This is a genomic window from Cellulomonas sp. P5_C6 (genome assembly GCF_054049635.1).
The window spans coordinates 1-12538 of sequence record NZ_JBFULZ010000122.1 but is presented as its reverse complement, the minus strand read 5'-3'; the positions used below and the strand labels follow the sequence as shown (position 1 = coordinate 12538).

General features: G+C 73.9%; 11 protein-coding genes. 2 read left to right on the top strand and 9 right to left on the bottom strand.

Annotation, left to right across the window (positions count from 1 at the left end; translation table 11 throughout):
- Together ACXJKG_RS13945 and ACXJKG_RS13940 are read left to right on the top strand one after the other, a co-directional pair.
- A partial coding sequence (locus tag ACXJKG_RS13945) for a response regulator transcription factor (RefSeq protein ID WP_456846346.1) occupies nucleotides 1-513 on the top strand: 513 nt, incomplete at its 5' end.
- 106 nt (nucleotides 514-619) lie between these two features.
- Nucleotides 620-1708: a flavin-containing monooxygenase gene (locus ACXJKG_RS13940; RefSeq protein WP_456846345.1), complete on the top strand. Its 1089-nt coding sequence runs from the start codon at nucleotides 620-622 to the stop codon at nucleotides 1706-1708.
- Between the two features lie 7 nt (nucleotides 1709-1715).
- Here the strand turns inward: ACXJKG_RS13940 and pyrF are convergent, their stop codons facing one another.
- The 9 genes from pyrF to ACXJKG_RS13895 all read right to left on the bottom strand — a co-directional run.
- A complete protein-coding gene (pyrF, locus tag ACXJKG_RS13935; protein WP_456846344.1) occupies nucleotides 1716-2564 on the bottom strand; it encodes an orotidine-5'-phosphate decarboxylase in 849 nt (282 codons plus the stop codon).
- Nucleotides 2561-5899 carry a carbamoyl-phosphate synthase large subunit gene (carB, locus tag ACXJKG_RS13930; protein ID WP_456846343.1) on the bottom strand — a complete coding sequence of 1113 codons (3339 nt, stop codon included), beginning with the start codon at nucleotides 5897-5899 and terminating at the stop codon, nucleotides 2561-2563. Before carB ends, pyrF begins: the two co-directional genes overlap by 4 nt.
- Nucleotides 5899-7056 (bottom strand): glutamine-hydrolyzing carbamoyl-phosphate synthase small subunit, encoded by a 1158-nt coding sequence (carA, locus tag ACXJKG_RS13925; RefSeq protein WP_456846342.1) that lies wholly within the window; start codon nucleotides 7054-7056, stop codon nucleotides 5899-5901. The genes carB and carA overlap by 1 nt, the downstream gene beginning before the upstream one ends.
- Complete coding sequence (locus tag ACXJKG_RS13920) at nucleotides 7053-7586, bottom strand: PH-like domain-containing protein (protein WP_456846341.1); 534 nt, start codon at nucleotides 7584-7586, stop codon at nucleotides 7053-7055. The genes carA and ACXJKG_RS13920 overlap by 4 nt, the downstream gene beginning before the upstream one ends.
- On the bottom strand, nucleotides 7583-8902 hold the full coding sequence (locus tag ACXJKG_RS13915) for a dihydroorotase (protein ID WP_456846340.1): 1320 nt from the start codon (nucleotides 8900-8902) through the stop codon (nucleotides 7583-7585). Before ACXJKG_RS13915 ends, ACXJKG_RS13920 begins: the two co-directional genes overlap by 4 nt.
- On the bottom strand, nucleotides 8899-9906 hold the full coding sequence (locus ACXJKG_RS13910) for an aspartate carbamoyltransferase catalytic subunit (protein ID WP_456846339.1): 1008 nt from the start codon (nucleotides 9904-9906) through the stop codon (nucleotides 8899-8901). The genes ACXJKG_RS13915 and ACXJKG_RS13910 overlap by 4 nt, the downstream gene beginning before the upstream one ends.
- Nucleotides 9903-10493: a bifunctional pyr operon transcriptional regulator/uracil phosphoribosyltransferase PyrR gene (gene pyrR, locus ACXJKG_RS13905; RefSeq protein WP_456846338.1), complete on the bottom strand. Its 591-nt coding sequence runs from the start codon at nucleotides 10491-10493 to the stop codon at nucleotides 9903-9905. The genes ACXJKG_RS13910 and pyrR overlap by 4 nt, the downstream gene beginning before the upstream one ends.
- Nucleotides 10494-10593: 100 nt before the next feature.
- The gene (locus tag ACXJKG_RS13900) at nucleotides 10594-11763 is read right to left on the bottom strand and encodes a pyridoxal phosphate-dependent decarboxylase family protein (protein WP_456846337.1); all 1170 of its coding nucleotides are present in this window, start codon (nucleotides 11761-11763) and stop codon (nucleotides 10594-10596) included.
- Nucleotides 11764-11820: 57 nt separating this feature from the next.
- Nucleotides 11821-12538 (bottom strand): MFS transporter (locus tag ACXJKG_RS13895; RefSeq protein WP_456846336.1); only part of this gene is annotated, 718 nt, incomplete at its 5' end.

The window sequence follows — 12538 nt, the reverse complement described above, 5'->3', positions numbered from 1 at the left end:
GGGCAGGCCGGCGGGCTGTGCGTCGAGACGCTGGCGGCGTCCGCCGACGGTGCCGTGCTGCTGGCCGAGGGCGACCCACACGCCGCGCTGGCGCCGCTGGGACGAGCCGTCGACGGCTGGTTCGAGCTCGACGTGCCGTACGAGGTGGCCCGCGCGCGCGTGGCCCTCGCGGCGGCGCACCGGCTGCTCGGGGACGTCGTCGACGCCRACCTCGACGAGGAGTCCGCCCGGGCGACCTTCCGACGGCTCGGCGCGGCGACGGAGCTCGCCCGGCTGGGTGAGGCGCCGACCTCCGTGGACTCCCGCGGCCCGCTCAGCCCGCGCGAGGTCGAGGTCCTCCGGCTCGTCGCGACCGGGCTCACGAACCGCGCGGTCGCGTCCGCGCTGACGCTGTCCGACCGCACGGTCGCGCGGCACGTCTCGAACATCTTCGTGAAGCTCGACGTGCAGTCCCGGTCGGCGGCGACCGCCTGGGCCTACGACCACGGCATCGTCGAGCGCTCCGCCCAGTGAGCAGAACTGCCCACACCGGGGCGCCCGGCATGGGCAGGACGCCCGATGTCCGCCGCCCCCGGCCCTCCTAGCGTCGGACGCATCGACGACGACGGAGGTCAGGACCATGGACGAGCGGACGATCATCATCGGTGCCGGGCAGGCCGGGCTGGCGACGGCCTACCACCTCACCCGGCGCGGGCTGCCATGCGTGGCCCTGGACGCGCACGACCGGGTCGGGGACAGCTGGCGCGAGCGGTACGACTCCCTGCGGCTGTTCACCCCGGCCCGGTCGGACAGCCTGCCCGGCCTGTCGTTCCCCGCGCCGGGCTGGTCGTTCCCGACCGCCGGGCAGATGGCCGACTACCTCGAGCGGTACGCCGCCGAGCTGCACCTGCCGGTGCGGACCGGGGTCAGCGTCCAGCGGGTGCGCGGCGCGAGCGGCGACTTCCGGGTCGAGACGTCGGACGGCGAGCTGTCGTGCTCGACGCTCGTGGTGGCGGCGGGCGGCCACCGCGACGCGTGGACCCCTGCCCTCGCGACGGCCATCGATCCGACCGTCGTGCAGCTCCACTCGACCGACTACCGGCGCCCCGGACAGCTCCCGGACGGCCCCGTCCTCGTGGTCGGCGCGTCCCACTCCGGCGCGGACCTCGCGCTGGAGCTCGCGCGGGCCGGCCACGACGTGGTCCTCGCCGGGCGCGTCCACGGCGAGCTGCCGTACGGCGGCGTGCGGGGGCGGATCTCGGCGCTGCTGCTGCCGACGGTGGCCAGCCACGTGCTGACGGTCCGCACGCCCGTCGGGCGCCGGATGCAGCCGGTCGTCCGGGCCGGTGGGGCGCCGCTGCTGCGCGTGAAGCAGGCGGACCTGGCGGCGGCCGGCGTGCGGCACCTCGAGGCCCGCGTGGTCGAGGTGCGCGAGGGTCGTCCCGTCCTCGACGACGGGACCGTCGTGGAGGCCCGCTCGATCGTGTGGGCGACCGGGTTCCGCGACGACTTCCGCTGGGTCGAGCCGGCCCCGCTGGGCGAGGACGGGTACCCGGTGACCGACCGCGGGATCGTGCCGTCGGTGCCCGGCCTGTACTTCGTCGGGCTGCCGTTCCAGTACGCGTTCTCGTCCGCGATGGTGCACGGGGTCGGCCGCGACGCCGAGCACGTCGCGCGGCACCTCGCGACGACCGCCGCGGGCAGGCGACCCGCGACCGCGGCGGCCTAGCCCGCGCTCAGTCCCGCAGCGCGGCGGTGGCCTCGTCGGCACCCGCCCGCGCCGCGGCGCGCAACGCCGCGACGTCGGGTCCGGCCGCCAGGACGGCGCGCGACGACGAGGCGAGCACCTGGTGCCTCGCGGGACCGAACACGGCGGCGAGCTCGGGGGCACCCGCGCCCTGCGCGCCCACGCCCGGGGCGAGCAGCGGGCCGTTGACGCGCGTGAGGTCGGTACCGGTCCGCGACGCGGCGTCTCCGACGGTCGCGCCGACGACGAGGCCGATCGAGCCCATCGGGGTGACCCCGGCGTTCAGGGTGGCCGCGTGCGCGGCCATCGTCCCCGCGACGCTCGCGCCCGCGGGCGTCCGGGCGTGCTGCACCTCGGGCCCCTCCGGGTTGGACGTCAGGCACAGCACGAACAGCCCCCGACCGGTGGCGAGCGCCAGGTCGACGGCCGGGTCGAGCGACCCGAAGCCGAGGTACGGCGAGACCGTGAGCGCGTCCCCGGCGAGCGGCGAGCCGTCCCGGAGGAACGCGTCGGCGTAGGCACCCATGGTCGAGCCGATGTCGCCACGCTTGGCGTCGACGATCACGAGCGTGCCGGTGTCCCGGCCGGCCGCGACCACCTCCTCCAGCACCGCGACCCCGGCGGAACCGTGCCGCTCGAAGAAGGCGGCCTGCGGCTTGACGGCCGCCACGCGTCCGCCGACCGCGTCGAGCACGGTCAGCGCGAACCGGCGCAGGCCCGAGGCGTCGTCGGGCAGGCCCCACGCCTCCAGGAGGCTCGTGTGCGGGTCGATGCCCACGCAGAGCGGCCCGTGGGCGTCCATCGCGGCCGCGAGGCGGCTCCCGAACGACGCCGTCATGCCCGGGCCGCCGCGCGCTCCTCGCGGCGCACCAGGGCCGCCGCGTCGTGCTCCTGCAGGCTGGTGACCCGGAACGGGCCGGCCTGGCGCGCCTCGATGGCCTGCACGGCCGCGCCCAGCTGCTGCACCGTGGTGACCATCGCTTTGTCGGCCGCCGTCGTCGCCGCGCGGATCTCGTAGCCGTCCGCCCGGGCGCCCTGGCCCGACGGTGTGTTCACCACCATGTCGACGGAGCCCTCGGTGATGAGGTCCACGATCGTCGGCTCCCCCGCCGCGCCGCGGCCCGAGGAGTACTTGCGGACCACCGTCGACGCGATGCCGCTGCGGTGCAGGACCGCCGCGGTGCCCTCGGTCGCCAGGATCTCGAAGCCGAGCTCCGCCAGCCGCTTGACCGGGAAGACGATCGAGCGCTTGTCGCGGTCCGCCACCGAGATGAACGCCCGGCCGCCCGTCGGCAGGCCACCGAAGGCCGCGTCCTGGGACTTGGCGAACGCGGTCGGGAAGTCGACGTCGAAGCCCATGACCTCGCCCGTGGAGCGCATCTCCGGGCCGAGCACGGTGTCGACGACCACGCCCTCCTTGGTGCGGAACCGCTTGAACGGCAGCACGGCCTCCTTGACGGCGATCGGCGAGCCGAGGTCGAGCACGCTCGCGTCGTCGACCGGCAGGATCCCCATCGCGCGCAGGTCGGCGATCGAGCGGCCCGCCATGACCAGCGCCGCGGCCTTGGCCAGCGAGACGCCGGTCGCCTTGGAGACGAACGGGACGGTCCGGGACGCACGGGGGTTGGCCTCGAGGACGTAGAGCACGTCGGAGACCAGCGCGAACTGGATGTTGAGCAGCCCGTGCACCCCCACGCCGCGGGCGATCGCCTCGGTGGACAGGCGGATGCGCTCGAGCTCGGACGTGGACAGCGTCACCGGCGGCAGGGTGCAGGCCGAGTCGCCGGAGTGGATCCCGGCCTCCTCGATGTGCTCCATGACGCCGCCGAGGAACAGCTCCGTGCCGTCGAAGAGCGCGTCGACGTCGATCTCGATGGCGTCGTCGAGGAACCGGTCGATGAGCAGCGGCGGCAGGGTGCCCGCCCGGCCCCCGTCGGCGGCGTTGTCGAGCGCGCGCTGGACGTACTCGTTCAGCTGGTGCTCGTCGTAGACGATCTCCATGCCGCGGCCACCCAGCACGTAGGACGGGCGGACGAGGACCGGGAACCCGATCCGGCGGGCGGTGTCGCGCGCGCCGGCCTGCGTCGTGGCGGTACCGAAGGCCGGCGCCGGCAGGCCGGCGGCCTCGAGGACCTTGCCGAACTCCCCGCGGTCCTCGGCGGCGTCGATGGCGGCCGGCGACGTTCCGAGGATCGGCAGGCCGGCGTCGGCGAGACGCTGCGCGAGCGACAGGGGCGTCTGGCCGCCGAGCGTGACGATGAGGCCCTCGACCGGGCCGGCGGCGAGCTCGGCCTGGTACACCTCGAGGACGTCCTCGAACGTCAAGGGCTCGAAGTACAGCCGGTCGGACGTGTCGTAGTCCGTCGAGACCGTCTCCGGGTTGCAGTTGATCATCACGGTCTCGAACTCGCCCTTGAGCGCCAGCGCGGCGTGCACGCACGAGTAGTCGAACTCGATGCCCTGCCCGATGCGGTTGGGGCCCGAGCCGAGGATGAGGATCGCCGGGCGGGTGCGCGGGGCGACCTCCGTCTCCTCGTCGTAGGTGGAGTAGTGGTACGGCGTGCTCGCGGCGAACTCGGCCGCGCAGGTGTCCACCGTCTTGAAGACCGGGCGCAGGCCGACAGCGTGGCGGGCCCGGCGCACGGCGTCCTCCGACGTGCGGCGCAGGCTGGCCACCTGCGCGTCCGACAGGCCGTGCCGCTTCGCGTGCAGGAGCACCTCGCGGGTCAGGGCGTCGGCCGTGCGGGTCTGCTCGGCCACCTCGTTGATGAGCTGGACCTGGTCGAGGAACCACGGGTCGATGCCCGTGAGCTCGTAGACCCGCTCGAGGCTGACGCCGGAGCGCAGCACCTGCTGCACGTCGACCAGGCGGTGCTCGGTGGGCCGGGAGATCGTCGCGACCAGGGCCTCGAGGGCGTCACCGGCGAGGGCGTCGCCGGCCCAGTGGAACACCGAGCCCTTCTTGTCGAGGGACCGCATCGCCTTGCCGAGCGCCTCGGAGAAGTTGCGGCCGAGCGCCATGGCCTCGCCGACCGACTTCATGGTGGTGGTCAGCGTGTCGTCGGCGGCCGGGAACTTCTCGAACGCGAAGCGCGGGACCTTGACGACGACGTAGTCGAGCGTGGGCTCGAACGACGCCGGCGTCGAGCCGCCCGTGATGTCGTTGGGGATCTCGTCCAGCGTGTAACCGACGGCCAGCTTCGCGGCGATCTTCGCGATCGGGAAGCCGGTCGCCTTGGACGCGAGGGCCGAGCTGCGCGACACGCGCGGGTTCATCTCGATGACGACGATGCGGCCCGTCGACGGCTCGATGGCGAACTGGATGTTGCAGCCGCCGGTGTCGACGCCGACCTCGCGGATGACCGCGATGCCGATGTCGCGCAGCCGCTGGTACTCGCGGTCGGTCAGGGTCAGCGCCGGGGCGACCGTGACCGAGTCGCCCGTGTGCACCCCGACCGGGTCGACGTTCTCGATCGAGCAGACGACCACGACGTTGTCGTGCTTGTCGCGCATGAGCTCGAGCTCGTACTCCTTCCAGCCGAGGATCGACTCCTCCAGGAGCACCTCGGTGGTCGGCGAGTAGTGCAGGCCCTGCCCGGCGATGCGGCGCAGGTCGGCCTCGTCGTAGGCGATGCCCGAGCCCAGCCCGCCCATGGTGAACGACGGTCGGACGACGACCGGGTAGCCGAGGTCCTCGACGGCCGCCAGCGCGTCGTCGATGGTGTGCACGATCGCGGAGCGGGCGCTCTCGGCGCCGCAGACCTCCACGACCTCCTTGAACTGCTCGCGGTCCTCGCCCTTCTGGATCGAGGCGATGTTGGCGCCGATCAGCTCGACGTCGTACTTCTCCAGCACGCCCGCCTCGTCGAGCGCGATGGCGGCGTTGAGCGCGGTCTGGCCGCCCAGCGTCGGCAGGATCGCGTCGGGGCGCTCCTTGGCGATGATCGTGGTGAGGACCTCGGTGGTGATCGGCTCGACGTACGTGGCGTCGGCGAACTCCGGGTCGGTCATGATCGTGGCCGGGTTGGAGTTGACCAGGATGACCCGCAGGCCCTCCTCCTTGAGCACGCGGCAGGCCTGCGTCCCGGAGTAGTCGAACTCGCAGGCCTGGCCGATGACGATCGGGCCGGACCCGATGACCAGGACGCTGTGGATGTCTGTGCGCCGGGGCATCAGGCGGCACCCTTCTCTGAGGTCATGAGATCGACGAAGCGGTCGAAGAGGTACGCGGCGTCGTGCGGGCCCGCCGCGGCCTCGGGGTGGTACTGGACCGAGAACGCGGGCAGGTCGAGCGCCTGCAGGCCCTCGACGACGTCGTCGTTGAGGTCGACGTGGCTCACGACGACCCGGCCGTAGCGGCCGCCGTCGTGCGGCGCGACGGACTCACCGTCGAGCGGGGCGTCGACCGCGAAGCCGTGGTTGTGGGCCGTGATCTCGACCTTGCCGGTCGCCCGGTCCATCACCGGCTGGTTCACGCCGCGGTGGCCGTAGCCCAGCTTGTAGGTGCCGTAGCCGAGCGCGCGGCCCAGCAGCTGGTTGCCGTAGCAGATGCCGAAGAACGGGATCCGGCGGTCCAGCACGTCGCGCAGCAGGTCGATCTCGTGCGTGGCGGCGGCCGGGTCGCCCGGTCCGTTGGAGAAGAACACGCCGTCGGGCTCGGTCGCCAGGACGTCGTCGATGGTCGCGCTCGAGGGCAGCACGTGGACGCGGATCCCCCGCTCGGCCATGCGCTGCGGGGTCATCGCCTTGATGCCGAGGTCCACCGCGGCGACCGTGGCGACGTGCTCGCCCACCGGCTCGACCACGTAGGCCTCGCCGGTGGACACCTCGCCCGCCAGGTCGGCGCCGGCCATCAGCGGCGCGGCCAGCACGTCGTCGAGCAGCTCGTCGTCGCGCCGGCGCTCACCGTCGGCGTCCAGCAGGGCCGCGCCCGAGAAGATGCCCGCGCGCATGACCCCGCGCTCGCGCAGGTGGCGAGTCAGGGCGCGGGTGTCGATCGCGCTGATCCCGACGATGCCCTGCGCGACGAGGTCGTCGTCGAGCGTCCGTCGCGACCGCCAGTTCGACGCGCGCCGGGCGGGGTCGCGCACCACGTAGCCGGCCACCCAGATCTGCGCCGACTCGTCGTCCTCGTCGTTCACGCCGGTGTTGCCGATGTGCGGAGCCGTCATCACGACGATCTGCCGGTGGTACGACGGGTCGGTCAGCGTCTCCTGGTAGCCGGTCATGCCGGTGTTGAAGACGATCTCGCCCAGCGTGGAGCCTTCGGCGCCGTAAGGGAGGCCGGTGAAGGTCCGGCCGTCCTCGAGCACGAGTACTGCCTCGGTCATGAGTTCTCCTCCTGCGCGGGCGCAGAGCCCGTGGTGAGCGTCGTGAGTGCGTCGACGAGCCGCTGGTGGTCGGCGGCGTGCTTCGGCCGGAGGCCGGTGTCGAGGCCGCGGGGATCGGCAGGGTCGGCCTGCCAGGTCAGGACGACGAGGCCCTCTCCGCCGACGACCTTGCCCGCCATCCCCGGGGCGGACCCGGCGGACCGGACGGCCGCGGCGGGGACGAACAGGTCGGTCGAGCCCTGGCGCGTGATCTGCACGCCCGCGTCGAAGACGCTGACCTGCGCGGGGCTGCGCACGCCGAGGCCCTGGGTGGTGACGCGGTCGAGCCAGTCGCCGGAGCGGGTCGTCGACACGTACACCGCGTCGATCGGCGCCAGCCGCTCCGCGCCGAGGCCCTCGGGCGGCACGGGCAGCGAGGGGACCAGGGCGGCCGTCCGGCGCGTGCGCGCCTGCCAGCCGGCACGCATGCCCCAGTAGGCGAGAAGGACGACACCGACCAGGACGACGACCGAGACCGCCTGGCGGCTCACGAGGAGACCACCACGCTCTCGTCGCACGCCGAACCGTCCATGACCGTCGCGCGGCCGCGCAGCCACGTGGCGATGACGCAGCCCGACAGCTCCTTGCCGCGGAACGGCGAGTTGACGCTGTGTGTGGCCTGCTCCTCGGGTACGACGACGCGGCGGATGCCCGGGTCGACCAGCGTGAGGTTGGCGGGCTCCCCCACCGCGATCGGCCGGCCGTGGTCGCTGACGCGCCCGATGCGGGCCGGCGCGGTGGACAGCACGCGGGCGACGTCCGCCCACGTCATCCGGCCGGTGTCGACCATCGTCTCCTGGACCACGGAGAGCGCCGTCTCCAGCCCGGTCATGCCGAACGCGGCGGCGCCCCACTCGCAGTCCTTGTCCTCGCGCGTGTGCGGCGCGTGGTCGGTGGCGACGATGTCGATCGTGCCGTCGGCCAGACCCTCGCGGACCGCCTCGACGTCGCGCTGGGTCCGCAGCGGCGGGTTGACCTTGAACACCGGGTCGTACCCGCGGGCCAGCTCGTCGGTGAGCATCAGGTGGTGCGGCGTCACCTCGGCGGTGACGTCGATGCCGCGGGACTTGGCCCAGCGGATGATCTCCACCGAACCCGCCGTGGACAGGTGGCAGACGTGCAGCCGCGAGCCGACGTGCTCGGCCAGCAGCACGTCGCGGGCGATGATCGCCTCCTCGGCGACCGCGGGCCAGCCGGCCAGGCCCAGCTCCGCGGACACGACGCCCTCGTGCATCTGGGCGCCCTCGGTGAGCCGCGGCTCCTGGGCGTGCTGCGCGATGACCCCGTCGAACGCCTTGACGTACTCGAGCGCCCGCCGCATCACGACCGGGTCGTGCACGCACTTGCCGTCGTCGGAGAACACCCGGACCTGCGCGGCCGACTCGGCCATGGCACCCAGCTCGGCCAGCCGCTCGCCCTCGAGCCCCACGGTGACGGCCCCGACCGGTCGCACGTCCGCCCAGCCGGCGTCGCGACCGAGCCGCCAGACCTGCTCGACGACGCCCGCGGTGTCCTGCGTCGGCGTCGTGTTCGCCATCGCGTGCACGGCCGTGAAGCCGCCCATCGCCGCGGCGCGCGTGCCGGAGCGGACCGTCTCGGCGTCCTCCCGGCCGGGCTCGCGCAGGTGCGTGTGCAGGTCGACCAGCCCGGGCAGCAGGATCAGGCCGCTGCCGTCGATGACCACCGGGTTGTCGGCCTTCGCCTCGGCCTCCGGCCCGATCGCCGCGATGATGCCGTCGGCGAGCAGCACGTCGGTCGTGCCGTCGCCCAGCGGGCTGACGTCCCGCAGCAGGTAGTTCCTGGTCACGCATCCACCTTCGTCTCGTCGGTCGTGCTCGACGCCACTCGAGCGGGGGCGTCGCCGCCCGCGAGCAGCAGGTACAGGACGGCCATGCGGACCGCCACGCCGTTGGCCACCTGCTCGACGATCACGGCGCGCGCGGAGTCCGCCGCGTCGGCGGAGATCTCCAGGCCGCGGTTCATCGGGCCGGGGTGCAGCACGATCGCGTGCTCCGGCAGCATGGCCAGGCGCCGGGCGTCCAGACCGTAGCGGCGGGTGTACTCCAGCGGGCTGGGAAAGAACCCGCCGCCGGCGCTCGACATCCGCTCCCGCTGGACGCGCAGCATCATGATCGCGTCCGGCTTCTCGTCGGCGATCACCTCGTCCAGGTGGTACGACACCCGGGCGGGCCAGGCGCCCACCCCGACGGGCAGCAGGGTCGGCGGCGCGACCAGCACCACCTCGGCGCCGAGCGTGTGCAGCAGCTGCACGTTGGACCGCGCGACGCGGCTGTGCAGCACGTCCCCGACGATCGCCACCCGCAGGCCGGCCAGGTCGCGCCCGGTGACGTCCCCGGGGCCGACCAGGTGCCGGCGCAGCGTGAACGCGTCGAGCAGCGCCTGCGTCGGGTGCTGGTGCATCCCGTCGCCGGCGTTGATGACCGCTCCGTGCGTCCAGCCGCTCGTGGCCAGCGTGTGCGGGGCGCCCGAGGCGTGGTGCCGGATGACGACCGCGTCGGCGCCCATCGCCTGCAGCGTGAGCGCCGTGTCCTTGAGCGACTCGCCCTTGGACACGCTGGAGCCCTTGGCCGAGAAGTTGATGACGTCCGCCGACAGCCGCTTGGCGGCGGTCTCGAACGAGATGCGGGTGCGGGTGGAGTCCTCGAAGAAGAGGTTGACCACGGTGCGTCCCCGCAGCGTCGGCAGCTTCTTGATCTCCCGGGCCTGCGTCGCGGCCATCGAGCCGGACGTGTCGAGGATCCGGACGGCGTCGACCACGTCGAGGTCGGCGGTGGACAGCAGGTGCTTCATCGCACCCCTCCCTCGATGAGGACGGCGTCGCGCCCGTCGATCTCCTCGAGCAGCACGCGCACGCGCTCGCTGGTGGAGGTGGGCAGGTTCTTGCCGACGTAGTCGGCACGGATGGGCAGCTCGCGGTGCCCGCGGTCGACCAGTGCGGCGAGCTGCACCGCGCGGGGCCGGCCGAGGTCGTTGATCGCGTCGAGCGCGGCGCGGATGGTGCGGCCCGAGTAGAGGACGTCGTCCACCAGCACCACGACCTTGCCGTCCAGCCCGCCGCCGGGGACGTCGGTCGCGCCGATGGTCCGGGTGGGGTGCTGCGCGAGGTCGTCGCGGTACATCGTCACGTCGAGGCTGCCGACGAGGTGGTCGCGGTCCAGGCCGGGCTCGACCGCGACGAGGCGGTCCGCCAGGCGGCGGGCGAGCGGGAGACCGCGGGTGGGGATGCCCAGCAGGACGACGTCGGCGCCGCCCTTGTTGCGTTCGAGGATCTCGTGCGCGATGCGCGTGAGGGCCCGGCTGATCTCCGGGGCGCCGAGGACCACGTTCGCGTCGTCGTCGACGGTCTCCGTGGCGGGCGAGGGCGTGCCAGTGCTCATCAAGCAAACTCCTTCCCCGCCTCACTGGACGGGCCTTAAAGGAATGTCTCTCGAGTGCTCACCCTACCGCGCGGGAGCGGTGCCCCCGACGCGGCGTCCGTCACTGCCGGGACGGGTCGATCGCCGCCGCCAGCACCTGGATGAGCAGCGGGTGGACGATCTCGCCCGGCAGCGCCTCGAGGGTCGCCATGACGCCGGCGAGCTCGTCGGGGAGCCCCTCGGTGAGCACCCGGCCGGCCAGCGACGGGTCCGGGACCGCGGCGGGCAGCCCGCGCACGGCGTCCGCCGCGGCGACGAGCACCCGGACCAGGTCCTCGACGACGACGTCCGTCACGGCCGTGACCGTGAGGTGCGCCGTGCGGGGCAGGGGCGCGCCGTCGGGCTGGGCCATCGCGGGCTGCGCCTGGAGCAGCCAGCCGCGCCGCCGGACCTCGTCGATGAACGTGAACGGGTCCACGCGCTCGGTCTCAGGCACGGACTCGTCGGTCGCCAGCGCGATGAGCGGACCGGTGGGTGACCCGACGACCCGCAGCCCTCGGATGTCGCCCGCGGCGGCCAGCAGGCGGTCGGTCGCGCGACGCGTCGCCGCGACGAGCTCGGCGAGCCCGTCCGTGCCGAGCACCTCGAGCACCGCCCACGCGGCGGCCATCGAGCCGGCACCGCGCGAGCCGAGCATCGTCGGGTTCACCACGGGGTAGCCGGGCCAGGCCGTCGTCGCGAAGTACTGGGCGCGGTGCCGGTCGCGGGCGCGGTAGAGCACGACCGAGGCGCCCTTCGGCGCGTAGCCGAACTTGTGCAGGTCCGCGGAGATCGACGTGACGCCCGGCACCGCGAGGTCCCACGGCTCGGTGATGCCGCCCCACCAGGGCAGCACCCAGCCGCCGACGCAGGCGTCCACGTGGCACGCGACGCCCCGCTCGGCGGCCCCGGCGGCCACCTCGACCACCGGGTCGATGGCGCCGAACGGGTAGCTCGGTGCGCTGACGACGACCAGCGCGGTGCGCTCGTCCAGCCGCGCGAGGACGTCCGCCGCGGTCGGCGTCCCCGTCGCGGGGTCCACCGGGACCGGCACCACGTCGAGGTCGAGGTAGTGGGCGGCCTTGTGGAACGCCGGGTGGGCGGTCGTCGGGAGCACCAGGGTCGGYCGSGCGTGCGCMCGCTCCGGGTCCGCCGCGCGCCACAGGTCCCGGGCCGACTTCACCGCGAGCATGCAGGACTCGGTGCCGCCCGACGTGATCGACCCGACCGTGTCCGCGTCGCCGTGCAGCACGTCGCGCGCGGCCCCTCAGGTCCGCAAGTACCTCGGCGGCGGGACGGGCGTCGGTGCTCATCGGTGCTTCTCCTCGATCGAGGCGACGGGGCCGGCGTCGACGACGGCCTCCGACAGGGGGTAGCGGGACAAGGGCAGCAGGCTCAGCACGACGAGGGCCGCGGGCAGCACCGAGAACGCGACGGCGATGCCGGTCAGCGCGGTGCTCGGCTGGGCGGCCAGCTGGTCGCCGGTCCGCGAGACGAAGCCGGTCGCGGCGAGCATGCCGAGCACGAGCGTCGGGCCGACCGCGAGGCCGGCGGTCTCCCCCGCCGTCCATACGCCCCCGAGCACGCCGGCCCGGTCCTCGCCGCGCTCGCGGGCGTCGACCGCCACGACGTCCGGCAGCATGGCCAGGGGGTACAGCTGCATCCCCGCGTACGCGACGCCGGCGAGGGCGACCGAGACGTAGACCCAGCCGCCCGGGGCCCAGCGCATGGGCAGCAGCGACAGGGCCGCGACCGCGAACAGGAGGGACGCACCCACGAGCGCCCTCCGCTTGCCCACCCGCCGGGAGAGCCTCGTCGCGACGGGCATGACGAGCAGAGCGGGCGCGACGAGCGCCACGAAGAGGTACGTCACCGCCCCCTCGGAGCCCAGCGTGTACGTCGCGACGTACTGCGCGCCGGCGAGCATCGCGCCCGTCGCCAGGGCCTGCAGCAGGAACGTCGACAGCAGCCGGCGGAACGCGGGGCTCTCGCGCAGCGCGGCGAGGCCCAGGCGGAGCGCGTCGCCG